Genomic DNA, 25,870 nt, shown 5'->3' on the forward strand with positions numbered 1-25,870 from the left:
TCAAATGAGTTGGAGTGGCAGATTATATCCTTCCCGGCCAGTGGGACCAGCTATGGAATCGGTATCATGGACAAGGAGACAGCACCGGCAATATCGGCCGGATGGCGACTGACATGCCGGGATTGGAGGGGGACGAGCGCATACAGGCCATCGTGAACAGCTATGACCAGCTTCACCACATCGTGCAGGCGCATGGCCTGACCTCGTAAATAGTAAAGCGCTAGGAAAGTAATGGAGCTAAAACAATGAGATTATTTTTGATGTTTATCATGGGCGTTGCCCATGGGTGTTACGCCCTTTCAAGGCTTTTTTTGCTACTTGTCTATTCCAATATAAACGAAAAATCAGCGCAAATCATAATCATCTGCGTCATCAGCGTTCCATCAGTCCCCCAGCTCTTCTGCTTGATCTCGAATAGGTCCCATTTTCTTTGGAATTGCATGAGGTTTTTTGCTATATAAAAAACAAAAAACCCTTCAAATCATACGATCTGAAGGGTTTTGGTGGTAATTGTATCCACTTTTGTCGGGGTGGCAGGATTCGAACCTGCGACCTCCTCGTCCCAAACGAGGCGCGATGACCGGGCTACGCTACACCCCGAGATATTAAAAAAAGGATCCTATTCAGAATCCTTTGTAGAGAGTGGGGGATTCGAACCCCCGGTACGGTTTGACCCGTACGACAGTTTAGCAAACTGCTGGTTTAAGCCACTCACCCAACTCTCTAAATTGCCCTTAAAACATGTGCTGTTTTCCCTAAAGGCGTTGCAAATATAAAGGATAATTTCTCACTAAAGCAAACCCCATAATCCAAAATAATGGGATATTTTGAATGTTTTTATACCTTGAAGACTTAAGTTTCTGTCATTCAATAAGAAAAAATTATAATCTTTTTTATGAAAAAAATGCATATCGATTTTTTTTAACCCAGATTATGCATTAGGAATCGTAGTGAGAGCTGAAATTGCAAGAAAATCAGTTAGTTTGGAGGCATTAGCGTAGCACCGCTACGGTTATGCCGAAAACTAAAGTGAAACGGCTGATTTTGAAGCAGTTTAAGGTCGCAACAGATAGGCTAATGCATATTCCGGGTTTAATGGAAGTAGAGAAGGTTCTTTTTTTACTATGGATGTTTTTTCCTTTTTCGCAGAAAGGAGAATGGTCGGATTTTACAAAAATCCCTAGCCTCCAGAGAGAGGAAGGTTTTGTCTGTAGCCCACATCCTTTACAACTTATGGTTTAATCATTGACATGAATTTACTTACGCCTGAACTGGCAATATCTTCAATGGTAATTAAATTGTGGACATGGCCTATATCTGGGATTTTGACGTCTATGATATACTTTGGAATGTCTTTGGAGGTGTATTGAATCAGGCCGGCAGCAGGGTATACTAGCATGGATGTACCTATTACCGCAAAAATATCAGCTTCCTGAGCTGCTCTTGTGGCGGTATCCATCATCGGCACCATCTCTCCAAACCAAACGATAAAGGGTCTTAATTGGCTCCCTTTTTCACATTTATCGCCTATCTTTATTTCCCAGTGGTCAACATCATAGATCAATGAAGGGTCAAAGGTACTTTGGGATTTGAACAGTTCACCATGCAGGTGGATGACATTGGATGATCCGGCACGTTCGTGCAAGTTGTCCACATTTTGGGTGACGATGGTGACATCAAAATCTTTTTCGAGCTTTGCTAATCCATAATGGGCTCCATTTGGCTTTACTTCCATGGCTTGTTTTCTTCGCTGGTTATAAAAATCAAGTACCAGTTCTTTGTTCTTTTGCCAACCTTCCTGAGTAGCGACTTCCATCACATCATGTCCCTCCCAAAGCCCGTTACTGTCCCTAAAGGTCTTGATACCGCTTTCTGCGGATATACCAGCTCCTGTCAATACTACCAATTTCTTTTTTGCCATAAATAATACGTCTTCCGTGGTTCTTTTATTCATCCATTAGAATAGCTACTCTATTCAGCTTATTCATTAGGTTATTGGGCTTCCTTAAGAAATGGACTATCTGCCATCAAAAACTGAGGCTTTTACCCGATTTATGGCTAATACATATTTCGGGTTTAACCCGGATTATGCGTTAGGAATCGTAGTGAGAGCTGAAATTGCAAGAAAATCAGTTAGTTTGGAGGCATTAGCGTAGCACCGCTACGGTTATGCCGAAAACCAAAGTGAAACGGCTGATTTTGAAGCAGTTTAAGGTCGCAACACCTGTGCGCCGTGGCGTAGATAGGCTAATGCATATTCCGGGTTTAACATCCTCATGGCTTTTTAAGTTACTTATTTTGGTGATAAAGCACCAAAAAATAACACGGCAAACTTGCATAAAACAAGCTGTTGACCCTCGGCCAATGTTAAGATCCAACTCAGGTGGTTTTTGGTACAGAAATGAAAGGGGGGCGAAATAATATGGACTTAACCCGGGTTAAAACAAAAAAGCCGGATCGAGACTGATCCGGCTTTTTTTACTTTTTCTTTTTAGCGTACCTGCCTTTTTTCTTTTCAGGCTGGTTTTCTATGATTTCAATAGTTTCTTCATAGCTGAGATCTTCCGCTACCTTATCCTTGGGGATCTTAAAATTATTCTTGGCAAATTTGATATATGGTCCCCACCGTCCATTGAGGATTTGAATCTCTGGGTTTTCCTCAAATGTCTTGATGTGCTTCTTGGCATCGGCTTCCCGCTTGTCCTTGATGAGCAGGATAGCCTCTTCTTCGGTGATACTTAGCGGATCATATTCTTTGCCTAAAGATACAAATTTACCGTCATGGCGTACATAAGGCCCAAAACGACCAATGGCCGCTACAATCTTTTTGTCTTCAAACATCCCAACGTCCCTAGGCAATTTGAACAGTTCCAAGGCATCTTCTAGGGTGATATTTTCAATGAATTGCCCTTTCCTGAGACTTGCAAATTGCTTTTCCTCATCATCTTGTTCGCCAATCTGCACAAGAGGACCAAATTTACCCAATCTGGCAATGATCGGCTTGCCGGTTTTGGGGTCCTTTCCGAGTTCCCTGGATGAACTTACATTGGCGCGTTCTACGGTTTCGGCTTCTTCGACCGTGTTATGGAATTTGCTATAGAAGTTTTCGATCATATTGTCCCATTGCTGGGCACCATGCGCTATATCATCAAATTCCTTCTCTACCTTGGCTGTAAATTTATAGTCAATTACATTAGGAAAATGCTCCACTAAGAAGTCGTTGACTACCATGGCGATATTGGTAGGGAATAGCTTGTTTTTATCGGAGCCGTAGTTTTCAGTTTTTTCGGCTTTGCTAAATTCTCCGTCCTTGATCACCATCTCCGTGTAGTTCCTGGGTTTGCCATCTCTTGATTCCTTGATGACGTAATTCCGCTTTTGGATAGTGGATATGGTCGGGGCATAAGTAGAAGGACGGCCGATGCCCATTTCCTCAAGTTTCTTTACCAAGGACGCTTCTGTGTAGCGTGCCGGAGGTCTTGTAAAGCTCTGGCGGGATTTCATCTCGATAAGATCAAGGTCTTGACCGATGGTCAATGGCGGCAAAAGTCCTCTGTTTCCATTGGTTTCTTCCTCTTCTTCATCATCGGTACTTTCAAGATATACCTTTAAGAACCCTTCAAATTTAATCACCTCACCACTGGCACTGAGGGTAAGGTCAGAATTACTGATGCCGATAGTTACCAAGGTTTTTTCCAACTGCGCATCAGCCATCTGTGAAGCGATAGCCCGTTTCCAGATCAGTTCATAGAGGCGCTGCTCATTTCTCTCTCCAGAGGTTTCTTCGTTGGCAAAATTGGTCGGCCGGATAGCTTCGTGAGCTTCTTGGGCACCTTCTGACTTTGAAGTGTATTTTCGCGATTTATGATATTCCGGTCCAAAAGCAGACATGATCTGGTTTTGGGCACTTTCCATAGCATCTTGGGACAAGTTCACACTGTCCGTTCTCATGTACGTGATCTTACCCGCCTCATACAGTCGCTGGGCCAAGGTCATGGTCTGGGCTACAGAAAAACCCAGCTTCCTACTCGCTTCCTGCTGAAGGGTGGAAGTCGTAAAGGGTGCCGCTGGAGTCTTTTTGGTAGGTTTTTTCTCTAAGTTTTTAATGGAAAATTCTGCACTGAGGCAAGCTTTCAGAAATTCTTCTGCTTCCTCTTGGGTTTCGAATTTTCTGGGCAATTCGGCATTGAGCACCTTGCCATTGACATCAAAAATAGCCGTCACCTTATAGGATGACTTAGATTCAAACTTATCAATTTCACGCTCCCGCTCCACGATAAACCTCACGGCTACCGATTGGACCCTGCCTGCCGAGAGGCCCGCTTTTACCTTCTTCCAAAGGACGGGCGAAAGCTCAAATCCTACTAACCTGTCCAGTATTCTCCTGGCCTGTTGCGCATTGACGAGATCAATATCTATGCTCCTCGGGTTTTCGATTGCTTTGATGATGGCATTTTTAGTGATTTCCCGAAAGACAATTCGTTTGGTCTTCTCATTGTCCAGTTTTAACACCTCCTTTAAGTGCCATGAAATAGCCTCTCCTTCACGGTCATCATCACTTGCCAAGTAGATGGTTTCGGATTCCTTCACCATTTTCTTGAGTTGCTTGATGACTTCTTTTTTATCGGAAGTTACTTCATAGGTTGGTTTAAAGTGGTTTTTTATATCAATAGCCTTGTCTCCTTTTGGAAGGTCACGCACATGTCCGTAGCTGGATGTTACTTTATAATCTTTTCCTAGGTAGCCTTCGATGGTTTTGGCCTTGGCCGGAGATTCGACAATGACTAGATTTTTTGGCATAATGGTTTTACTTTACTTGAAGTGCCGGGTGCTATACCTCAACAAAATTCAAAAATAGAAGCGATTATATTCTCCTCCAAATAATAATCCATCTCATATTGCTTTTGGCACGGTTATTTTATAGTAATTTTATAATAATTTTTAAATCTAACCTTTACCCAAATGACTAAAACACTAACGTTATTAAGACATGGAGAAGCGGAGTATGGCAATGGTCAGTTAGATGATAGAGGGCGCAAATTAACTACTTCCGGTAAATTAAAGCTCGAAAGGCTCACAAAAGTTTTGGCGGAACGTAAAACGGTCTGTGATACTGTATTTTACAGTCCTGCTGTCAGAACCCGTGAAACCACCGAAATAATCCTAAAGGGACTTAAGTCCAATGAATCTAGTATATATGATGCGTTATACCTTGCTGATAGCACCACTATCATTGACCTACTGGGAAGTACCTCTCCTGAAAAAAACAGTATATTGGTAGTCGGCCATAATCCAGGCATAAGTGCTCTTCTTTCATTTCTTACCAGCGAATATCACGTGAGTTTGCTTCCCGGGATGATGGCTGTTTTGGAATTTCAAGTGGATGCATGGGAGATTGCTCTCAATAGAGGAATGGGGAGCCTTGTGGAAATACTTCAATAAGCTTATTCCCTCCAAACAAACCAGTTTTTGGTCGATTATACTATTTTATAAAATTATCATAAATATTGTTTTATCAGTTGGCTGAAAACCAAATTTAAAGTAAATTATAACTATGATCAGCTTTCGTGAATGCCATTTTTGCTGCAAGTTTTGGAAGCTAGAAATAAAAAATAAAGATGACTACAAAGAAACAAATCGTAATTGATGGGTTTGATCCCAATGGTGTAGCTTCGCAAGGAAGTATTTTTGGATTGCCATTTGATGAAGAAACAGCATCGGTGATTATTTTACCTGTACCCTGGGAAGTGACCGTGTCGTATTCACCTGGTACCGCAAATGGGCCTGAAGCAGTTTTGAAAGCTTCTTCCCAAGTCGATTTATTCCAAGATGATATCGTGGATGCATGGACCATGGGGATCCATATGCTTCCCATCCCCGAAGAGCTATATAGTAATAATACAAAATACAGGATACTGGCAGGCAATTACATAGATTGGCTCGAAAGAGGTGCTCCAAAGGAAGAAAATGAACGCTTTGGAGCCGTACCTTCATTGATAGACAAGGCGTGTGAAAGCATGAACGAATGGGTCTATACCACGGCCAAGGAATTCCTTAACCAAGGTAAGTTATTGGCACTGGTAGGAGGGGATCACAGTACTCCATTAGGCTATATTAAGGCCTTATCCGAGAAGTATTCCAGTTTTGGTGTACTTCAGATCGATGCCCATGCTGACCTGAGAAAAGATTATGAAGGCTTTAGCTATTCCCATGCCTCAATCGCTCACAATTTCCTTAAGATTCCACAAGTGGAGAAGTTGGTCCAAGTAGGAGTAAGGGATTACTGCGAAGAAGAAGCTGATAGAGTAGATGGGGATGATAGGATTACTACTTTTTATGATCATCATCTTAAGGAGCAACTGTATGAGGGTAAAACCTGGAGAACAATTTGTGATCAGGTCATCGCTTCATTGCCAAGGGAAATCTATATCACCATCGATATCGATGGTTTAGATCCTAAACTTTGTCCTAATACTGGTACTCCTGTCCCTGGCGGTTTTGAAATTGACCAAATCGTGTATTTGATGAAATTAATTGTGAAATCTGGCCGTAAAATCATAGGCTTTGACTTGGTGGAAGTGTCACCTGCCGAGGATGAAAGCGAATGGGATGGCAATGTGGGCGCGCGGATACTTTATCGAATGAGTAACTTGATGGGGGTATCACAGGAGAAATTATGGTGGAAATAGCGTGACCAGAAATTTAGCTGTTCATTCATTTCTTCCTTATTCATAGCCGGTTACCAATTAGCCCATCCATGGTAAATCATATAGCCAAAATTATTTTTTCAAAAGGATTGCAAAAAAACAACTTTGTTTATTTCTTTGCCTTCCCAATTGGCGATATATATCGTATTAGATGCGGACGTGGCGAAATTGGTAGACGCGCTGTCTTCAGGCGGCAGTGCCTTCGGGCATGAAGGTTCGAGTCCTTTCGTCCGCACAAAAAAACCTTTCTGAAACCAGAAAGGTTTTTTTGTGCCTTACACGCTGCTTTTTCGTAAATCTTTACGGATCAAGCAGAAAAGGGGGCAAGCAATATTCCCTATTGATTATTGGAATAAAGCGCTAGGAAGGTGATTGCCGCTAAAACCAGGAGATTACTTTTGATGTTCACCTTGGGTGTCGCCCATGGCTATGGATGTCACTCCTTTTCAGTGCTTTTGTTATACCTATTGGCTTTTCAAGTGTAAGAAAAAAATCAGCGCAAATCATAATCATCTGCGTCATCAGCGTTCCATCAGCCCCTCAACTTTTCCGCTTGACCGCAGAAGTAGGCATTATTCTCCTGTATCAGTAAAAAGAATAGTTATTGGTCACTAACCGGAATTGGTTCATTACCTTATAAGTAGCTCTGGTAAGATCAAGGTTAATGCTTGGGGAGTTAACATCAAAATCTGCCGCTGTATAGCCTTGCCAAATTGTTTTGTTCTTTTTATAATCTATCACATAGATGATTAACATCCCTTCGTTTTCATAGTATTTGATGTTTTCATAATCCTCACCTTTTTTGCGGTCTTCCTCATCATCTTCTTCAAGCTCCTTCTCTTCCTTTAGTTGCTCCTCTTTCAATATTTCCAAGCCCCTTGCCGACAGCCAGTTATCAAAGTCAGGTTGGACATATCCTCTATAGCGGATTTGATTGATGAAAAGTTTATAATAAATAAGGATATCAGGCTGTTCTATTTGATGGTGAAAGCCCTGTGAATTGAGGCGGGAGACGATGGTTTTGTCAATGATAGGAATGTGCTTTACCGAATCAGTCCCAGTGTCCTCCATAAAGGCAAAGGTTTTGTATTTCTTGAAATTTCCACGGTAATCATAATCATATTCTGCCACAAAATCCTTTGAGGAGAAACAAGCCGTAAACAAAAACAGCGTCAAACAGATGCATAGGTGAGCTTTTTTCATTTGTTAACAATTTTAATTTTCAATTTAAACCATGACAAATACTAACAGTTTTAGTTTTGGTTCTAATTACTAGTTGAAAAAAATCTATTTGATGTCGGAGAAATAAAGCTTATTTGGGTAGTGTTTATTTTACCTACTGAATATTAGTGAATTAGCGGGTTATATCAAAATTTAAAACCATCTAAAATGCCAAAAATGTTTATAATTATGCAATAAGTTTAAAAATATTAATAGTAAGATAACACCAGAAAGAAGTGTTTTTTATTATGTAGGGAAAAGACAGGTATTAAACAGAGTTTGGTTTTACACACCATCACTGCGAGAGGGCTTGGATTCTAAACGAATAGTAGCTAACGTATTTGACGAGCACAATAGTCACATAGGAGGACACAATTGGGGAAATCCCATAATCAATTTGCCCGAGAGCAAGGCCTTGGGGAATGTGTCCAAAGTCACTCTCCTTACGCAGACTGAAAGCCTAATTCATCAACCGGGCTAAACTTCCTCTTCTGGGCGAAAACGCATATATTCTGGGTAGGGAAAAGCATGGATAAACTCTCCCTGTTCGATTAGATGTTGAATTTCTTGCCAGTGTTTGGGGGCAAAAAGTAGCTCATGGAAATCCAGAAAATGGGGTTTTACATCTGATCTTCCTATCATAAACCTCCTAAAGTCTTCAGGAAAAACATCATTTTTGGCGATTTCGTACCAAGGCTCTGAAGCATAGATCTGATCGAAGGTAACTGGCTTTGGTTTGGCCCGAAAGTTCATTTTGGTCAAAAACTCGATTTCATCGTAATCATAGAAAATCACCCTTTTTTGTCGGGTTACACCAAAATTCTTGGTCATCATATCTCCAGGGAAGATATTGGCTTTTGCTAATTGTAAGATGGCATTTCCGTATTCTTCGACGGCGATTTTGGCATCTTCCAGGTCGCATGTCTCTAAGTACATATTGAGTGGGGTAAGCCTACGCTCTGTGTATAGGTGTTTGATAACCAGCGTGTTTTCTTTTATCTCTACAAGTGAATTTACGGTATTGCGCAGCTCCACCAAAAGATCCGGATGTACACGATCCAATGGGATCTGGAAATACTCAAATTCATGGGTGTCAGCCATCCTTCCTACACGGTCATGTAAGGAAACCAACCTATATTTCTCTTTGACCTCTTTACGGGTCATGTTTTTTGGTGGATCAAAATTATCTTTAATGACCTTAAAAACAATGTTATAGGAGGGGAGGGTGAATACCGTCATTACCATGCCCTTAATCCCCGGAGCTACAATAAACTGATCATTGCTGACGTGGAGATGATTGAGAAAATCACGATAAAATTCCGTCTTTCCGTGTTTATTAAAACCTATTGCATTATACAGTTCATAAACTTTCTTATGCCGAATGACCGAGTTGAGAAAAGCAACGATTTGGGAGGGGATCTCAGTTTCCACCATAAAATAAGAGCGCGTATAGCTGAATATGGCACTCATTAAATTAGGGTCAAAAATCAGCGTGTCCACATAAATACCTCTTGGACCATTGAGAAAAGGAATGATAAATGGCATCCATTTACCGCCTAAAAATGTCCTCCCAATAAGATAGGCTGCTTTGTTTCGATAAAAAACCTGTTTCAATACTTGTGTGGTCGTATCATCGGTAATCTGATACCTGCTCAAGATGACTTCCCTTATACTTCGGACCAAAAATTGTACATCTTTTTCTTTTTGGTAATAAGGAACTTGAAAATCAAAGTCCTCCAGTATTTTACGGATGATTTTTTGTACTCCCCAGTGGGATGGGTAATTGTAGAAAAGGGGCTCTTGTGAATGGATTTCGCAGCTGTCATAGCCTTCCAATACAAACATCAGTTCTTCATCAATAGAAAGATCGACTACGGCCTTTCGGATTACTGAATTATAAAAAGATTCGGCCAGTTCTTTGTCTTTTCTATCGTTGATTTTTTGCGAAAAGACCGACTTTACCTCAAACCAAAACTGCCGGTTCTTGAGATACTCTCCATACTTTTCCTTACATGAAAGCACGACGTCATTAACACAATCCTTATAAAGACGGAGCCGCTGTCTGTGATTCAGCTGTACACCGTCCCAATCTCTCTCCCTAAAGTAGATAGGGGCACGTTTGGTATGCTCATGAAAGGCTGTAATATATTTTATGTACGCATTGACAATTTCTTTGACAACAAATGGCGGGGTATATGTATCCATTATGGTTCTTTTCATAATATTATGCTGCATTTAAATATAAGGAAAACTTCTATAAACCTCCCTGATCACCAAGGATTGTACAGGGCGAACGCATTTAAAAAAAATGTTCCTATTTGCATTTATATCTGCCGTTCCTACGGAACTTACCCTTTTGTGTGTAATCATTTTTGGTGCAGGTGGTCACCTGCAACTTCTATATGACCCTCCGCCAAAGGCGGATGAGGCAGGATGCTCAGTTGCTAACACATATTCGGGGTTTAACCTCAACCAAATCAACTAATCATTCTTTCAGCCCATCCCGCCATTCGGTAAGATAGGCTACTGCGGTTTCCAATGTATAAATCGAGGCAAAGTGCCAGCGGCACGATAAATTTAGTAACCTGCGGATTCATCCGCAGGAGCTTAAACTCTCCTCTACCTCCCGAAGGAGTGCCAGCGGCACGGATGATAGCTATGCCTACACGAAAAGGGTTTCCCTTCAAAACACTAAACGCGTTTGCCCTGAGGGATTGTAACCTCATTTGATGTTTTATTTTCGTTTGTTTTTTTGACCATATTCCTTTGCGGAATTTTTATAATTTCAGTAGATTTTGTAAGGAATTAACATAAAGTTAATGAGTTGATTTTGTATTTTACCATCGTACTTCAAAAGTACATTATGCTAGCGTAAAGCCAATTGCAATCGTTTGTTTGCATATTGAGAATTATTTTTTACCTTTCCGTAACATTATTCAAGTACTTTGGATAATTCAACAATAGGTTTAATAGGTTTGATAGTAAAAAAAAGGTCCGTGCATTGTTCGGACCTTTTTTTATGAAAAGGTGGTCAATCCAATGGGGTAACAAGCTGGTTTTGGGGACCAAACAATATTTCTGGGGGAGGAGAAATTTCTAGTGCTTTGCGAATTATTATTTCTCTACAATTTAACCCGGATTATGCATTAGGAATCGTAGTGAGAGCTGAAATTGCAAGAAAATCAGTTAGTTTGGAGGCATTAGCCTAGCACCGCTACGGTTATGCCGAAAACTAAAGTGAAACGGCTGATTTTGAAGCAGTTTAAGGTCGCAACACCTGTGCGCCGTGGCGTAGATAGGCTAATGCATATTCCGGGTTTAACCAAGAAGAAAGTGTCCTCCATATAAAAAAACAGCGCAAATCACATTGATCTGCGTCACCTGCGGTCTATCAGAACCAACCATAAGCCCCTAACTTTTTCGCTTAAACCGTTTTTGGGATACAGGTGTATGCTCATGGCAACACTGAGAATAGATAAACTATGACACAGGAGGAAGTAATAGACAAATTGGCTCTGCGTATCAAAACACCGCTTCCAGGAAAGGCAGGCCAGATCAAGATGGCTCCGAAGCCTATGGATGAAGCCCGATTTGCACAGGAGCAAATCGACAATGCACGCATAGGCGCTGTCCTTATCCTGCTCTATCCCAATGGGAAAGACTGTATGGTGCCTTTTATCAAACGTCCTGATTATGATGGGACCCACGGAGGACAAGTTTCGCTTCCCGGTGGAAAAAAAGAACCTACGGATGCCAACCTTGAGGAAACGGCTTTGCGGGAGACAGAAGAGGAAATCGGTGTACCCGCCACTAAGGTAAAACTACTGGGCAAGCTCTCTAGGCTTTACATTCCACCAAGTAATTTTCTGGTAACACCTTTTGTTGGCTACGTAGACGAATTGCCCCTATTCACTCCTGACCCAAGAGAAGTGGCCAGAATTATCCATTGTGATTTTAAGACGTTGGTGGACAATAGGATACGTAAGGAAACGACCATAAAGGTACGGGGAGATTTTATGCTTCAGGCACCGTATTTTGACATTGACAAGGAAGTGGTCTGGGGTGCCACAGCCATGATCTTAGCTGAATTGATGATGATCTGGGAAAAGAAAATCAATGACTTTAACTAGAAGGAGAAAAGAAAATCCATAGGATACTTATTGGCGGGTATTTTTTTTTATAATGGGTTTTATTTCTTTTGTATTACCTTTCGCTTTATTAAGAATAATATTTCATGCAGGAAGCCACTCCCTTGATCACCAATGATGCCGTAGTACTGGGTATATTGATAAGTATTTTAGCTGTTGTTTTTGGAACTGCAGCAAGCAAGCATCCTTTTTGGCAAAAGTTCTATAGGGTGGTGCCTACGGTATTACTATGTTATTTTCTTCCCTCCATATTAAATACATTAGGGATTATCTCCGGTGAAACTTCGCAGCTGTACCAGATTGCTTCCCGCTATTTGTTGCCAGCTTCATTGGTTTTGCTGACCCTAAGTATAGATTTTAAGGCCATTTTAAGATTGGGGCCTAAGGCACTTACCATGTTTTTGGCCGGTACAGTGGGGATCATATTGGGAGGTCCATTGGCGCTATTGGTAGTGGGGTTCTTTGATCCCAGTGTGCTGGGTGGGGCAGGTCCTGATGAGGTGTGGAGAGGGCTTTCCACTATTGCGGGTAGCTGGATAGGAGGAGGAGCTAACCAAACTGCTATGTTGCGGACGTTTGAGCCAAGTGGAGAGCTGTTTAGTCAGGTCATAGCAGTAGACGTGGTCATGGCAAATTTATGGTTGGCCTTTTTGCTTTATTGGGCAGCCAATCCTGATCGAATTGATCGGTTGTTTAAGGCGGACAGCTCAGCCATTCAGGCACTACAGGAAAAAGTAGAAGCTTATCGCGGAAGCATTATGCGTATTCCTTCCATGACAGATACATTGATGGTATTGGGAGTTGGGTTTGGCATTACGGGGCTAGCACATTGGGTGGCAGATATTGTCGCTCCGTGGATAGGTGGTAATTATCCCTCCTTGGAAAAATATTCGTTGGATTCTCCCTTCTTCTGGATCGTGATCATAGCGACCACTTGTGGTCTGGTATTATCATTTACCCGTGCGCGTAATTTGGAAGGGGTAGGAGCAAGTCGCTTAGGAAGTGTATTGCTGTACGTTTTGGTGGCCACGGTGGGCATGCAAATGGACTTATTTGCTATTTTGGATAATCCTACCTTGTTTTTGGTGGGTGGTATTTGGATGCTTTTCCATATTGTCATTATGTTAGTGGTCGCTTATTTTATCAAGGCACCATTTTTCTACGTAGCTGTAGGCTCCCAGGCAAATGTGGGCGGTGCAGCATCAGCCCCGATTGTAGCTTCGGCTTTTAACCCTTCATTAGCTCCTGTGGGGGTTTTATTGGCTGTTTTTGGGTATGCAGTGGGGACGTACGGAGCTTATTTGTGTGGATTATTGTTACAAATGGTATCCAATCTCTAATGGCCAATGGGACAGTTTCGGAAATTCATATTTGTATGTACAGGATCTGACTGTAAAAAGAACGGTTGCAAGGGATTGTTGAAGGATGTCAAGGAGCTGACCAGACTGGATACCCACAAAGGAAAATACAAAATAGTCAAGACCAAATGCATGGATTTTTGTAAAACTGGTCCTGTTGTAGTGGTCAATAACGAGGTGATCAAGAAAGGAACCCGTGAAAAAATCCATCAGGTGCTGGAAGGAAAACAGTTGGGAAAGCCTTAATAATGAAAGCACCAAAAAAAGCTCCTTTCGATAACCAACGAAAGGAGCTTTGTGTCCATTGGCCCCTTGGTTTTAGTAGGGTAAATAAACTATTGTTTAGGTTCTACGAATACGGCAGTACCGCTGGCAGTCACCATTAACATACCGTCACGGATAGTCTCATAATCCAAGTCCACACCTACGACAGCATTTGCTCCCATGGACTTGGCCTGCATTTCCATTTCCATGAGTGAAGTTGATTTAGCTTCTTTAAGTACTTTTTCATAGGTGCCTGAGCGCCCACCTACAATATCCGTTATGCTGGCAAAAAAATCCCGGAACACATTGGCACCAATAATGGTTTCCCCAGTGACAATTCCACAGTATTTTTTTATTTCATGTCCTTCCACGGAGGGTGTTGTCGTCGTAATCATGCTATTGATAATTTTGTTTGTTAGAAAGATGATAAATTAAACAAGACAGTTAATATACTAGAAAATATTCGAAAAAAGGTGCGCTTTTGAAGGTAAATCTCAATGTGTCCACCATGACTTCGTAACTCATTAAATCAACCATTAAAATAAAAAATACTGGTTTTAACTATTAAGGACAGCGTGATCTGGTAATATCTTCCAAGATTGGGTACATAATCCTTGTAAAAATGATAGCCATTCCGTATTAAAATTTTATTTTTGACCTGAAATTTGACCAGATGAGGACGATAATTGCCATTCTTATCCTGTTTTGCTTTACCGAGCAGGCTTGGGCCCAACAACATAAAGGCTACCAACGTACCAGTTTTAATGCGTACTATGGTACTTCTGGTGCCAATCTGCAAGGGCTGGACGAGTTATTGGAGAATCACGGACAAGCACCTTTGCCCAATAGCTATAATACCTATGGTCTTAGCTATCAAACACGTTTTAACGATTTTATCATCGGGGCCGAGATATACCAAAACAATGGGATAGAAACCCCATTTAATGAATACAATATCGATTATCGGACTACAAGGGCCTTCTTGAACTTTGGCTACAGTTTTACTGAGGAAGGGAAGTTTCACCTTATCCATTATATGTCTATCGGTATGGGGTATTTGAATTTTGAAATGCTTAACGACCGAGAAGGTGAGTCAATGGAGGAGTTCCTGAAAGCTCCTGCCCATGGTTTTATCCTAAGACAGAATGACATCAACAAAGGCAGTCAGTTCATGGGAGGCTTTCTGACAGAAATCGGTTTTGAGCTGGGCTATGACCTTGGGCTGTTGCCTAGTGAGGAAGTGATTACCCTGATAGCTAAAATAGGCTATTCCTTTAATCCATTTGAAGAATCTTGGACCATTAATGGGATGACATTCGATGACCTACAGAGCGGAGCTTTTGTACGCTTGGGAGCGGGGCTTAGCTTACCGGAGAAGAACTATTTTTACAGAGATGCTTCTCTTGGCATCCATTTGATTACCGGAATACATTTTACAAAACCCAATGACCTAAACCAACACCTAGAGAACAACGGGTACCAGCAATTGGATGGGATTCCAAAAAATATAGGGATCAAGCTACTCGGTGAAAACAGAGGATTTCTCTATGGCATTGACTTGTTTAATCTCAACATGGAAGGAGAGGCCAATCAAGATTACGGGCATAGTTTGAGCAGCTTGAGAATATACGGGAGTCTAGGGGGGAAGCTCTTGGACATCTATAATTGGGAAGTGGGCGCCCTTGGTGGTATCGGCTACGCCAATGTACGTTATAGTTTATTGCATAAGCGCAAGCTATCATTCCCTGATTTGATAGACTTGCCAGATTATGATGGAGAATTGAGAAATGGAGGAATAATGGCCAAGCCTGAAGTGTACCTTTCCAAAGTATTCCCACTTTCAAAAAAGACAAAACTGTCCTTAGTAGGTACCGTCTACGGTGGGTATGAGATACCGCTTGGAAGCTATGAATTAGGTGGAGTAAGTATGTCCAATTTCATGGCCAATCCCTATCTACAGTTGGGCGTAGGCATCAGACCATAATACATATTCCGGGTTAAACGGGGGCTAAGCCTATGGTGTTCTATGATCTACCTGGTTATCCAAATAAATGAGCCGCCTTGCCATCTGGGCTAATGTGTCAGTCAAAGATACAGGTCTATATTTCCCGAAATAAATTCCTGAATTTGCAATTTTTTTCCACCAATTCATGTTAACTTTGGACTTGCTTATCGAGAAAGACTGAGGGAAGGGCCCTATGACGTCTTAGCAACCTGATCAGACAAGGTGCTAACTCCCATCCTGAGCTTGTCAGGAAAAGATGAGCGGTAGATAATCACCTGCTTTTCTATCGGTTCTTTGCTCGGTACAGCTTTTAATACAAACAATGAGCATGAATACACGAACTGATATATTACTTCAGCAAATTGAAAAAAAGATTCTCATCCTAGATGGAGCGATGGGAACAATGATCCAGCGGTACAAACTGGAAGAAGAAGATTTTAGGACACCTGCTTTAAATGGGCATCATAAATCCCTAAAAGGGAATAACGATCTACTGTCCCTCTCCCGGCCAAAAATCATTCGGGAGATCCACGATACCTACTTGGATGCTGGGGCAGACATCATCGAAACCAATACGTTCAGCAGTACTAGCATTGCGCAGGAGGATTATGATCTTTCACATTTGGCATATGAGCTCAATGTGGAAGCTGCAAAAATCGCTAAAGAGTCGGCTATGGCCTATAGTCAAAAGACCCCAGAACAACCTCGTTTTGTGGCGGGAGCTGTAGGGCCTACCAATAGGACGGCTTCTATCTCTCCAGATGTCAATGATCCCGGTTATCGGGCAGTTAACTTCGACCAACTTTCGGAAGCTTATGCAGAGCAGATAAAAGGCCTTATTGACGGAGGTGTTGATATTCTGTTGGTAGAGACGATCTTTGATACGTTGAATGCCAAAGCTGCGTTGTTTGCCATTCAGGAGGTCTTCGAGGAAAAAGGGCTACCATTGGCACCAGAGGATGGTGGGATCCCTGTCATGATCTCTGGCACTATCACGGATGCTTCAGGAAGGACCCTCAGTGGACAGACCACCGAGGCATTCTTGATTTCAGTATCGCATGTTCCACTAATGAGCATTGGGCTTAACTGTGCCCTAGGTGCCAAAGAGCTCAGGCCTTACTTAAAAGTATTGGCCGAAAAGGCACCATTTTATGTCAGTGCCTATCCTAATGCCGGACTTCCCAATGAGTTTGGGCAATATGACCAGACCTCCCAAGAAATGGCCGATCAGGTAGAAGAGTTTCTGAAAGATGGGTTGATCAATATTTTAGGGGGGTGTTGTGGCACTACGCCCGAACATATCCGTGTCATTGGCGAAGTAAGTAAAAAGTACCAGCCAAGAAAATTAGCATTTACATTAGAAGAAGAATAGTGGGAATGGATAATAAAGTTAACAACAGCCAGCTCAAATTATCGGGGCTGGAGCCATTGGTTTTTACTCCGGAATTGAATTTTGTCAATATCGGTGAACGTACCAATGTAACGGGTTCGAAAAAATTTGCCCGTCTGATCCTAAACGGGCAGTTTGACGAAGCCCTGGAAGTAGCGCTGGACCAAGTGAGGGGCGGAGCGCAGGTATTGGATGTGTGCATGGATGAAGGGATGCTGGACGGTGAAGCCGCCATGGTAAAATACCTGAACCTCCTGGCTTCAGAGCCTGAAATCAGTAGGATCCCCATCGTAGTCGATAGCTCTAAGTGGAACATCATCGTCGCTGGATTGAAATGTATCCAAGGCAAGGGAATCGTCAACTCCATCAGTTTGAAAAATGGAGAGGAAGAATATATTCACCAAGCAAAGACCATTAAAAAGTTTGGTGCAGCGGTGGTGGTAATGGCCTTTGATGAAGATGGCCAGGCAGATACCTATCAGCGGCGAATAGATATATGTCAAAGGAGTTATGATATTCTGGTAAATGAGGTGAAATTCAATCCTCAGGATATCATTTTTGATCCCAACATATTTCCAGTGGCTACTGGAATGGAAGAACACCGCAGGAATGCCATTGACTTTTTCATGGCCACAAAGTGGATCAAAGAAAACCTGCCAGGTGCCAAAGTGAGTGGGGGAGTCAGCAATGTGAGTTTTTCTTTCAGGGGAAATAACCCTGTCCGTGAAGCCATGCATGCGGCGTTTCTGTACCACGCTATCCAACATGGCATGGACATGGGGATTGTCAATCCGGCAATGCTGGAAGTATATGACGACATCCCCAAAGACCTGTTAGAGCATGTGGAAGATGTGTTGTGGGACAAAAGGGACGATGCCACTGAGCGCTTGCTGGAGTTTGCAGAAACGGTCAAATCATCCGGTAAAAAGGAAGTCGCCAACGAATCTTGGAGATCAGAACCGGTCCAGAAGCGCATGGAGCATTCTTTGGTAAAAGGCATCATTGATCATATCGAAAGTGATGCTGAAGAAGCCCGCCAACTTCTAAAAAGTCCTTTGAAGGTCATCGAGGGGCCATTGATGGATGGTATGAATGTGGTGGGTGATCTTTTTGGTTCTGGAAAGATGTTTTTGCCCCAAGTGGTAAAATCAGCACGGGTGATGAAAAAAGCAGTGGCTTACCTGGAGCCATTTATGCCAAAGGCCGGAGATGCGGATTTTAATGAAGAAAAGAGCTCGATCAAAAAAGTACTGCTGGCCACGGTAAAAGGTGACGTCCATGATATAGGCAAGAATATCGTAGGCGTGGTCTTGGCCTGTAACAGCTACCAGATCATAGATCTTGGCGTCATGGTAGATGCGCAGACGATCATTGATGAGGCCATTAAGAATGATGTAGACATTATCGGTCTGAGTGGATTGATTACGCCGTCATTAGATGAGATGGTGAATGTGGCATCTGAGATGGAAAGACAGGGCATGAAGCTGCCATTGCTGATCGGGGGCGCTACGACAAGTAGGATTCACACTGCGGTAAAAATTGATCCTGTGTACAGTGGCACAGTGGTTCATGTACTGGACGCTTCTAAGTCCGTGCCCGTGGCCGGAGAAGCGATCAGTGAAGATACGAGGGAAGCCTATCACCAAAAGATCAAGGCTACTTACGCAGAACTCAGAGAAAGCCACCAAGCCAAACAAGAAGCCAAAAAACTGGCAACTTATGAAGAGGCCAAGGCGAATCCAGTGCCTATTGATTGGAAAGATTATGAACCTGTAAAGCCTGCGAAAATAGGCAAGACTGTTCTTGACTTGGATTTAAGTGTATTGAGAAAATACATCGATTGGACTCCGTTTTTCAGCACATGGATGCTATCTGGAAAGTACCCAAAAATCCTAAAAGATGAAGTAGTGGGAGTCCAAGCCCAAAAGCTATTTGATGAAGCGAATGCCATGCTTGACGAGGCCATTGCCGAAAGATGGCTTAAAGCCAAGGCGGTAGTTGGCCTATATCCTATAAAAAGAACAGGCGATGACCTCGCAATTTTGGATGAACACGGGCAGGAATCGGGGACCTCATTCCATTTCTTGCGCCAGCAAGGCAGAAAAGGTAAAGGTGTACCCAATCGCTCATTAGCAGATTATCTACATCCAGAGAAAGTGGATTATTTTGGTGGCTTTGCGGTTACCGCAGGATTGGACATGGATCAAAAGGTCAATGCCTTCAAAGCAGAAGGGGATGACTATAACGTGATCATGCTTAAGGCGATTGGTGATAGACTTGCCGAAGCAGCAGCAGAATATATGCATGAAGTGGTAAGGAAGGACCTGTGGGGTTATGCCCAAGCAGAACATTTGGACAATGATCAATTGATCAAAGAGTCCTATACTGGGATCCGTCCGGCACCGGGATATCCTGCTTGTCCGGAGCATTCCGAAAAAACGACACTGTTTGACTTACTAGAAGTAGAGGAGCGCATTGGAATTAAGCTTACGGATAGCTTCGCTATGGTTCCCACGTCTTCAGTGAGTGGATTTTATTTTGGCCATCCGGAAAGTAAATATTTTGGATTGGGCAAGATCGGAGAGGATCAGGTGGAGAGTTATGCCAAACGAAAGGGCGTATCCAAGGAACAGGCAGAAAAATGGCTTTCACCTAATTTAGCCTATACTCCAAGACTTAAGCCAGTAATGGAATAACCCCTAATTTATAGTAAAAAACACCAATACAGCCCGGTTTCCCAATAAGCCGGTGCTGTGTTACACTATATCAACCATAATTTAACCGATGAAAGTAACTGAACACATCAAGCAAGCCAAAAGTACACTTTTCTCTTTCGAGATTTTGCCTCCTCTAAAAGGGCAAAGTCTTAATGACATGTTGGATGGTATTTCTCCCTTAATGGACTTTAATCCCCCCTTCATAGATGTTACCTATCATCGGGAAGAGTATATTTATAAAAAGCATTCTAATGGACTTTTGGAAAAAGTAAGTACCCGAAAACGTCCAGGAACAGTAGGGATCTGCGCGGCCTTGATGAACCGCTTCAACGTAGATACGGTGCCTCACATATTATGTGGTGGGTTCAATAAAGAGGAGACTGAAAATGTCCTTATTGATCTGAATTTTATTGGCGTAGAAAATGTCCTGGCACTACGGGGGGATGCACCAAAATCCGAAGGAAGATTTGTCCCCGAAGAGGGAGGTCATCATTATTCCAATGAGTTAGTAGAACAAATCGTAGGCATGAACCATGGCCGTTATCTGCATGAAGAAACAGAAACAGGTTTCCAGACTGATTTCTGTGTTGGAGTGGCCGGGTATCCTGAAAAACATTTCGAGGCACCAAGTTTTAAGTTTGATCTGAAATACCTAAAAGCAAAAGTCGATGCTGGTGCTGAGTACATCGTGACACAGATGTTTTTTGACAACCAGAAATATTTTGAATTCGTCAAGCAGGTAAGGGAAGCAGGGATAACCATCCCGATTATACCAGGTCTCAAGCCGATTACGACATTAAGACAAATCACGGTCTTGCCAAGCATTTTCTTCTTGGATTTGCCGGATCAGTTGATGGATGAATTGGAAAAATGCAAGGATAATGCGGCGGTCCGCCAAGTAGGTATCGAGTGGGCCATTCAGCAAAGTAAAGAATTGGTCGAGTTTGGCGTGCCTTGTCTACATTACTACACCATGAGCAAAGCCAGCACGGTTCACAAAGTAGCCAGTGCCGTTTTTTAGTGTAAGGCCTATGCTGAAATTGCCACGTAATCGCACTTGGTAAATTAAACCCAGCTTATGCATATTTCGGGTCAAAATGTCAACAGCACGGAATAGTATGTAATCCTGCAGAATTATCTACAGGATTACATACGTCTGCTACCTTCAGAGGTAGTGTAAGACCGTAATAAATAGTCCAATGGGTATTGCAGGTTTTTTGAATAAGGAATATAGGATTAACATTGACAACTTTCGATTTCGATATATTTTTTTGATTATACGCTTTCATGCCAGTAGTTTTTATTTCTCGCGGAACGCACAGAAAACCCAGAATGAAACAACGTTTTTATGAGATTTCCATGGTTTCTGTGAGGACCTATTTCATATCAACGTGATTACTGGTATCATTGAGGATATACCTATTTTTTTTTCTACAGATAGTAAAGGGTACTTTCTTTAACCCGGATTATGCGTTAGGAATCGTAGAGAGAGCTGAAATTGCAAGAAAATCAGTTAGTTTGGAGGCATTAGCGTAGCACCGCTACGGTTATGCCGAAAACTAAAGTGAAACGGCTGATTTTGAAGCAGTTTCAGGTCGCAACAGATAGGCTAATGCATATTTCGGGTTTAACCCGGTTTATGCATCATTTCCTTTCATTTTTTATATAAGCGGGAGATAAGTTTTCCAAATTGTTGTTATATTGGACATTAATATTATTAATCTATTAAGCCTATATGTTACCCAATAAGTTCGTGATTTCTGCTGTAGTGGCAGGTAGTATTTTGCTGTTTAATGCAAAAAGCATTGTATATTCTGATTCATTTGAGCCATATAAGCAGGAAATCCCTCATACTGATCTGATTTTTGGAATGGCTCCTATTCCTGCTGGAGAATTTGTAATGGGTAGCCCAGGGGATGAGGAAGGAAGGAAGGAGGATGAAGGGCCACAGCGAACCGTTTCGGTGGATGCATTTTGGATGGGGACGCATGAGATGACTTGGGATATTTTCGAATTGTTTCTAAACAAAAATTATGAGGCTTCTATAAGCCAAAAAGAACTATCACCAGAAGTGGATGGGTTGACCAGACCTTCCACACCGTATTTGGACATGACATTTGGGATGGGCAAGGAAGATAAACCCGCCATTGGCATGACACAGTATGGTGCCATCCAGTTTTGTAAGTGGTTATATACCAAAACAGGGAAGTTTTACCGGTTGCCGACAGAAGCGGAGTGGGAGTATGCCGCTAGAGCTGGTGCCAGTACGGCCTATTTTTTTGGAAATGAAACGTCAACCTTAACGGAATATGCCTGGTTTGCTGAAAACAGTGAAGAAACCACGCATAAAATAGGTCAAAAAGCAGCTAATCCATGGGGGCTGTATGATATCTATGGCAATGTCATGGAATGGACCAATGATGCCTATGTACCACAATACCCCAAAATCGCAGAGGTAGATAACAACCCAAGGGCTACTTCTGACGAATTGTACCCAAGGGTAATCAGAGGAGGAAGTTACATCAGTGAAGCTGATGAACTACGAAGCAGCAGGCGTTTTGCTTCCAATGCTAAATGGAAACAAATCGACCCACAAATCCCAAAAAGCCGCTGGTGGTTTCCTGAAGCTCCTTTCTTGGGGATACGAGTGGTAAGACCACTTGAGCAGCCTTCAGAGGAGGAGATCATGGCCTATTATGACCAAGCACCTATTGATGACTATTAATCACGTAAAACCTAATAAAGTACAATGAACCTAAAAAATAAAAACCAACGGAGGGATTTTATCAAGACTTCTGCCCTAGTAACAGGCGGCATGATGCTCAGTCCATTTTCAATTCCTGGTGCTCATGCAGCAGGAAGCGACGAGATAAAAATCGCCTTGATCGGATGTGGTGGCAGAGGAACTGGAGCAGCTTTCCAGGCTTTTGGTACCGATCAAAATATAAAATTGGTGGCCATGGCCGACGCCTTTAGAGATAGGCTGGATGACAGCTATAAAGCCCTGTCTTCTAAGATAGGCACCGAAAAAGTAGTGGTGACGGAGGATAAAAAGTTTGTGGGCTTCGATGCCTATAAAGATGCTATAGCGGAAGCGGACGTAGTGTTATTGGCTACTCCTCCGGGTTTTAGACCCATCCATTTTGAGGAAGCGATCCGTCAGGGCAAACATGTTTTTATGGAAAAGCCCGTGGCCACAGATGCCAATGGCATCCGAAGAGTAATAGCTGCTGCTGAGCAGGCAAAAGCCAAAAAACTCAATGTAGTCGTAGGCCTTCAGCGGCGGTATCAAGACAACTACATCGAAACCATCAAGCGTATCGAAGACGGAGCAATTGGCGACATCGTCGGCGGGCATGTGTACTGGAACGGGGGAGGAGTATGGACCCGAGCCAGAACACCGGAACAGACCGAGATGGAATACCAAATGCGGAATTGGTACTATTTCAATTGGCTTTGTGGAGATCACATTTCAGAGCAACATGTTCACAATATCGATATTGCCAACTGGGTAAAAGGAGGGTATCCCGTAAAAGCTGAAGGTACCGGAGGCAGAATGGTCCGTACAGGGCTGGATACAGGTGAGATTTTTGACCACCACACCGTTCGGTTTACCTATGCAGACGGCACGGTGATCGATAGTGAATGCCGCCATTTCCCAGGAGCTTTTAATAAAGTAGATGAAGCGTTTACAGGAACCAAAGGAAGGGCCTATATGAATGCTGGGAACGTAGGGAAGTTAACTGCCCTTAATGGAAACTCCCTCTATGATCATGATGGAAAAGATAATATCAATCCTTATCAACAGGAGCATAATAAACTCTTTGCAGCAATCATAAAGGGAGAGTATGCTTATGAGGATGCCACCAGGTCAGCGATGAGTACCATGACATCCATTTTAGGAAGAAACGCTACCTATTCCGGAAAAGAAATCTCTTGGGACGAAGCCTTCAATTCTAAAATAGATTTGATGCCCGAGAAGTTTGCTTGGGATGCCATGCCAAAAGTATTACCAGATGAAAATGGACTCTATCCTCATGCCGTCCCAGGGCAGACCAAGGTAATCTGAGATAGCCCAAGACAAGGACATTAAAGTTAGATTGATCCCGGATGATTCATTTCGTCCGGGATTTCTTTTTGATAATCAAAAAACGATTAAATTGCTTATACGGTTATTCGAATAATAGGATAAGCAAATTGATACCGAGTATGATAGTCTAAGGTATAAAACGGGTTGACTTGTTTTTTATGACGGGTGTTTACGGTTCTTAAGGATCAAGCAATATTTCTGGGGGGATTTTCGACGCACTTTCTTAAAACCGGAATATGCAAATCAGCGCAAATCATAATCATCTGCGCCATCAGCGTTCTATTAGCTACACCCCCTTACTTTTCTGCTTGATCCGTTCTTAATCTTAGTGAGCCACAGATTCAACTTTAGTCGTCCCTCAGTACAACTGAAGGGACAACCGAGATAACTGATAGTAAGCGGACTATGGAAGGTTACCTGGTAGGCAGTAAATCAAAAAATCAATCCATACCCACTAAAAAATCATGCCATGACCCCAAGGAGCCACGGCATGATCAAAATACCAAATACTAAGTACTTTATACTAAATACTATTTAAATAGTAGGCTCATAACCCTTCTCATAATCCCTTGACCACAGCTTTTTGGCTGCTTTGCTATTGGTGATATGGCCATTTTTGGAGTCGCATTCTAGGACATCTCCTGTACGTGAGGCGATGTTTGCCAAGTGGCAAAGTAAGGTGCTTTTTGCTCCTTCATCAATTGGGGAATTTTGTTTTTCTTTTCCTCTGATGGCCTGGAAGAAATTGTACACGTGTGTAGTAGATACATCTCCACCACCACCAAGGGCAGTACCTGCTTCAGAGCCAGCACCATAGTTTTCCTTCACCAATTTACCACCTCTATCGTACTGCTTATAGCCATTTCTGTCGATGAATGCAGAACCTTCCGTACCGTAGATAATTGTTCCTCTGCCGCCACCATAGGTTTTCATGCTGTTCCGGCTTTTTCCGTCCCATTGGATGGTCTTGTTGCCTTCAAACTTGAATACCGCATCCATGGTATCGTACATCGTCCAGCCATCCTCTGGCCAATGGTATTTGCCGGAATCCACCATGACGCGATTTGGAAAATCTACTTGAAGTGCCCATCTGGCAATGTCCAATTCATGCGTGGCGTTATTACCGGTCTCTGCAGTACCAAAATCCCAACCGTACCAGTGCCAGTTGTAATCCCAAGTGTCATGCATATATTCTTTACGTGGAGAAGGGCCTTGGAAGAGGTCCCAGTCCAGGCCTTCAGGCACGGGAGCTTTTGAAGGATTTACTACCTGTCCCCTGGCATTGGAATAAAAAGCCGTTGCTTTATAGGGATTTCCTATTTCACCATTGTGAATCGCATTGATGATTTCCTGCGATGGAGAAGAGGACCGCTGTTGGTTACCCATTTGAACCACCTTGTTGTATTTCTTTTGGTACTCTACGAGCAATTCACCTTCACGGGGATTGTGACTACAAGGTTTTTCTACATAGACATGTTTTCCAGCCTCTACGGCCATCCAAGTACCCGGAGCATGCCAGTGATCAGGTGTGGCATTGATAATGGCGTCCACTTCTGGGTCTTCAATGACCTTAAATATACTGTTTTCCAGTTTTGGTGTATGGTCAATGCGTTTTTCGAAACTCTTAGCGGCCTTTTCCCTTTGTGATTTCATAACATCACAGAGATAGACCAAGTTGACATTGGAGATCGGGAGGGAAATAGGGTCATAGTATGCCCCCAGTCGCCTTCCAAGGCCGCAAATGGCCACATTGATCCTGTCATTTGCGCCCATGATTTTGCCATAGCTTTTTGCACTGAACCCTAGTGCTCCTAAGCTGGATATCCCTGCGGTAGCGAGGGCAGATTTTTTTATAAATTCTCTTCTATTGTTATTCTTTTTCATAAGGTTTTTAGATTTTCTTTAGATTAAATTGGGTAGGGTCATCGCTAAAATCAAATGACCCTGCAAACGCAAACTAGCGACAGGGT

General features: G+C 42.6%; 18 protein-coding genes, 3 tRNA genes and 1 riboswitch. Of the genes, 13 read left to right on the forward strand and 8 right to left on the reverse strand.

Translation table 11 applies throughout. From position 1 onward, the window contains the following. Window positions 1-14: 14 nt before the first annotated feature. A complete protein-coding gene (locus DN752_RS23765; protein WP_112786275.1) occupies window positions 15-209 on the forward strand; it encodes a hypothetical protein in 195 nt (64 codons plus the stop codon). A gap of 316 nt (window positions 210-525) precedes the next feature. Here the strand turns inward: DN752_RS23765 and DN752_RS23770 are convergent. The 4 genes from DN752_RS23770 to topA form a co-directional block, all read right to left on the reverse strand. Beyond that, window positions 526-600 (reverse strand) — tRNA-Pro (locus DN752_RS23770). A gap of 36 nt (window positions 601-636) precedes the next feature. Beyond that, window positions 637-725 (reverse strand) — tRNA-Ser (locus DN752_RS23775). Window positions 726-1,231: 506 nt separating this feature from the next. Then, on the reverse strand, window positions 1,232-1,921 hold the full coding sequence (locus tag DN752_RS23785) for an SIR2 family NAD-dependent protein deacylase (RefSeq protein WP_112786700.1): 690 nt from the start codon (window positions 1,919-1,921) through the stop codon (window positions 1,232-1,234). 557 nt (window positions 1,922-2,478) lie between these two features. After that, entirely contained in the window at window positions 2,479-4,800 is a 2,322-nt protein-coding gene (gene topA, locus DN752_RS23795) for a type I DNA topoisomerase (RefSeq protein WP_112786278.1), read from the reverse strand. Window positions 4,801-4,962: 162 nt separating this feature from the next. Here topA and DN752_RS23800 point away from each other — a divergent pair, with 162 nt between their 5' ends. The 3 genes from DN752_RS23800 to DN752_RS23810 all read left to right on the forward strand — a co-directional run bounded on the left by DN752_RS23800 (window position 4,963) and on the right by DN752_RS23810 (window position 6,942). Next, window positions 4,963-5,442, forward strand: coding sequence for a SixA phosphatase family protein (locus DN752_RS23800; protein WP_112786279.1), 480 nt, complete (start codon window positions 4,963-4,965; stop codon window positions 5,440-5,442). A 176-nt stretch (window positions 5,443-5,618) separates the two neighbouring features. Beyond that, window positions 5,619-6,689 (forward strand): agmatinase family protein, encoded by a 1,071-nt coding sequence (locus DN752_RS23805; RefSeq protein ID WP_112786280.1) that lies wholly within the window; start codon window positions 5,619-5,621, stop codon window positions 6,687-6,689. Window positions 6,690-6,860: 171 nt separating this feature from the next. Further along, a tRNA-Leu gene (locus tag DN752_RS23810) sits at window positions 6,861-6,942 on the forward strand. Window positions 6,943-7,292: 350 nt separating this feature from the next. On the opposite strand, the gene DN752_RS23815 is transcribed toward DN752_RS23810, so the two are convergent. Both DN752_RS23815 and aceK read right to left on the reverse strand, forming a co-directional pair. Next, on the reverse strand, window positions 7,293-7,910 hold the full coding sequence (locus tag DN752_RS23815; protein WP_112786281.1) for a DUF4136 domain-containing protein: 618 nt from the start codon (window positions 7,908-7,910) through the stop codon (window positions 7,293-7,295). Between the two features lie 495 nt (window positions 7,911-8,405). After that, window positions 8,406-10,148 (reverse strand): bifunctional isocitrate dehydrogenase kinase/phosphatase, encoded by a 1,743-nt coding sequence (aceK, locus tag DN752_RS23820; protein WP_394337164.1) that lies wholly within the window; start codon window positions 10,146-10,148, stop codon window positions 8,406-8,408. A gap of 1,262 nt (window positions 10,149-11,410) precedes the next feature. On the opposite strand from aceK, the gene DN752_RS23830 reads away from it, so the two are divergent. From DN752_RS23830 to DN752_RS23840, 3 genes are all read left to right on the forward strand, one after another. Continuing rightward, a complete protein-coding gene (locus tag DN752_RS23830; RefSeq protein WP_112786283.1) occupies window positions 11,411-12,058 on the forward strand; it encodes an NUDIX hydrolase in 648 nt (215 codons plus the stop codon). Between the two features lie 104 nt (window positions 12,059-12,162). After that, complete coding sequence (locus tag DN752_RS23835) at window positions 12,163-13,416, forward strand: DUF819 family protein (protein WP_112786284.1); 1,254 nt, start codon at window positions 12,163-12,165, stop codon at window positions 13,414-13,416. 6 nt (window positions 13,417-13,422) lie between these two features. Continuing rightward, a complete protein-coding gene (locus tag DN752_RS23840; protein ID WP_112786285.1) occupies window positions 13,423-13,680 on the forward strand; it encodes a (2Fe-2S) ferredoxin domain-containing protein in 258 nt (85 codons plus the stop codon). Window positions 13,681-13,769: 89 nt separating this feature from the next. Here DN752_RS23840 and DN752_RS23845 read toward each other — a convergent pair whose 3' ends face one another. Continuing rightward, the gene (locus DN752_RS23845; RefSeq protein WP_112786286.1) at window positions 13,770-14,093 is read right to left on the reverse strand and encodes a YbjQ family protein; all 324 of its coding nucleotides are present in this window, start codon (window positions 14,091-14,093) and stop codon (window positions 13,770-13,772) included. 278 nt (window positions 14,094-14,371) lie between these two features. On the opposite strand from DN752_RS23845, the gene DN752_RS23850 reads away from it, so the two are divergent. The 6 genes from DN752_RS23850 (at window position 14,372) to DN752_RS23875 (ending at window position 23,879) form a co-directional block, all read left to right on the forward strand. Beyond that, a complete protein-coding gene (locus tag DN752_RS23850) occupies window positions 14,372-15,682 on the forward strand; it encodes a hypothetical protein (RefSeq protein ID WP_112786287.1) in 1,311 nt (436 codons plus the stop codon). Window positions 15,683-15,864: 182 nt separating this feature from the next. Next, window positions 15,865-15,966: riboswitch (SAM riboswitch) on the forward strand. 65 nt (window positions 15,967-16,031) lie between these two features. After that, window positions 16,032-17,075 (forward strand): homocysteine S-methyltransferase family protein, encoded by a 1,044-nt coding sequence (locus DN752_RS23855; RefSeq protein WP_112786702.1) that lies wholly within the window; start codon window positions 16,032-16,034, stop codon window positions 17,073-17,075. Between the two features lie 5 nt (window positions 17,076-17,080). Then, complete coding sequence (metH, locus tag DN752_RS23860) at window positions 17,081-19,789, forward strand: methionine synthase (protein WP_112786288.1); 2,709 nt, start codon at window positions 17,081-17,083, stop codon at window positions 19,787-19,789. Between the two features lie 88 nt (window positions 19,790-19,877). Beyond that, on the forward strand, window positions 19,878-20,831 hold the full coding sequence (gene metF / locus DN752_RS23865) for a methylenetetrahydrofolate reductase [NAD(P)H] (RefSeq protein ID WP_112786289.1): 954 nt from the start codon (window positions 19,878-19,880) through the stop codon (window positions 20,829-20,831). A gap of 714 nt (window positions 20,832-21,545) precedes the next feature. Further along, entirely contained in the window at window positions 21,546-22,535 is a 990-nt protein-coding gene (locus tag DN752_RS23870) for a formylglycine-generating enzyme family protein (RefSeq protein ID WP_112786290.1), read from the forward strand. Window positions 22,536-22,559: 24 nt separating this feature from the next. Further along, on the forward strand, window positions 22,560-23,879 hold the full coding sequence (locus tag DN752_RS23875) for a Gfo/Idh/MocA family protein (RefSeq protein ID WP_112786291.1): 1,320 nt from the start codon (window positions 22,560-22,562) through the stop codon (window positions 23,877-23,879). A 555-nt stretch (window positions 23,880-24,434) separates the two neighbouring features. Here DN752_RS23875 and DN752_RS23880 read toward each other — a convergent pair. Further along, complete coding sequence (locus DN752_RS23880; protein WP_112786292.1) at window positions 24,435-25,784, reverse strand: Gfo/Idh/MocA family protein; 1,350 nt, start codon at window positions 25,782-25,784, stop codon at window positions 24,435-24,437. Between the last annotated feature and the right edge of the window lie 86 nt (window positions 25,785-25,870).

This window comes from Echinicola strongylocentroti, assembly GCF_003260975.1.
Taxonomy (GTDB): domain Bacteria; phylum Bacteroidota; class Bacteroidia; order Cytophagales; family Cyclobacteriaceae; genus Echinicola; species Echinicola strongylocentroti.

Excerpts from the sequence above, each read along its gene's own strand:
- DN752_RS23805 (WP_112786280.1), top strand. The coding sequence starts at position 5,619 with ATGACTACAAAGAAACAAATCGTAATTGATGGGTTTGATCCCAATGGT.
- DN752_RS23830 (WP_112786283.1), top strand. The coding sequence starts at position 11,411 with ATGACACAGGAGGAAGTAATAGACAAATTGGCTCTGCGTATCAAAACA.
- DN752_RS23855 (WP_112786702.1), top strand. The coding sequence starts at position 16,032 with ATGAATACACGAACTGATATATTACTTCAGCAAATTGAAAAAAAGATT.
- DN752_RS23880 (WP_112786292.1), bottom strand. The coding sequence starts at position 25,784 with ATGAAAAAGAATAACAATAGAAGAGAATTTATAAAAAAATCTGCCCTC.
- DN752_RS23870 (WP_112786290.1), top strand. The coding sequence starts at position 21,546 with ATGTTACCCAATAAGTTCGTGATTTCTGCTGTAGTGGCAGGTAGTATT.
- DN752_RS23875 (WP_112786291.1), top strand. The coding sequence starts at position 22,560 with ATGAACCTAAAAAATAAAAACCAACGGAGGGATTTTATCAAGACTTCT.
- DN752_RS23845 (WP_112786286.1), bottom strand. The coding sequence starts at position 14,093 with ATGATTACGACGACAACACCCTCCGTGGAAGGACATGAAATAAAAAAA.
- DN752_RS23785 (WP_112786700.1), bottom strand. The coding sequence starts at position 1,921 with ATGGCAAAAAAGAAATTGGTAGTATTGACAGGAGCTGGTATATCCGCA.
- DN752_RS23850 (WP_112786287.1), top strand. The coding sequence starts at position 14,372 with ATGAGGACGATAATTGCCATTCTTATCCTGTTTTGCTTTACCGAGCAG.
- DN752_RS23800 (WP_112786279.1), top strand. The coding sequence starts at position 4,963 with ATGACTAAAACACTAACGTTATTAAGACATGGAGAAGCGGAGTATGGC.
- metF (WP_112786289.1), top strand. The coding sequence starts at position 19,878 with ATGAAAGTAACTGAACACATCAAGCAAGCCAAAAGTACACTTTTCTCT.
- metH (WP_112786288.1), top strand. The coding sequence starts at position 17,081 with ATGGATAATAAAGTTAACAACAGCCAGCTCAAATTATCGGGGCTGGAG.
- DN752_RS23815 (WP_112786281.1), bottom strand. The coding sequence starts at position 7,910 with ATGAAAAAAGCTCACCTATGCATCTGTTTGACGCTGTTTTTGTTTACG.
- DN752_RS23840 (WP_112786285.1), top strand. The coding sequence starts at position 13,423 with ATGGGACAGTTTCGGAAATTCATATTTGTATGTACAGGATCTGACTGT.
- DN752_RS23835 (WP_112786284.1), top strand. The coding sequence starts at position 12,163 with ATGCAGGAAGCCACTCCCTTGATCACCAATGATGCCGTAGTACTGGGT.
- topA (WP_112786278.1), bottom strand. The coding sequence starts at position 4,800 with ATGCCAAAAAATCTAGTCATTGTCGAATCTCCGGCCAAGGCCAAAACC.
- aceK (WP_394337164.1), bottom strand. The coding sequence starts at position 10,148 with ATGAAAAGAACCATAATGGATACATATACCCCGCCATTTGTTGTCAAA.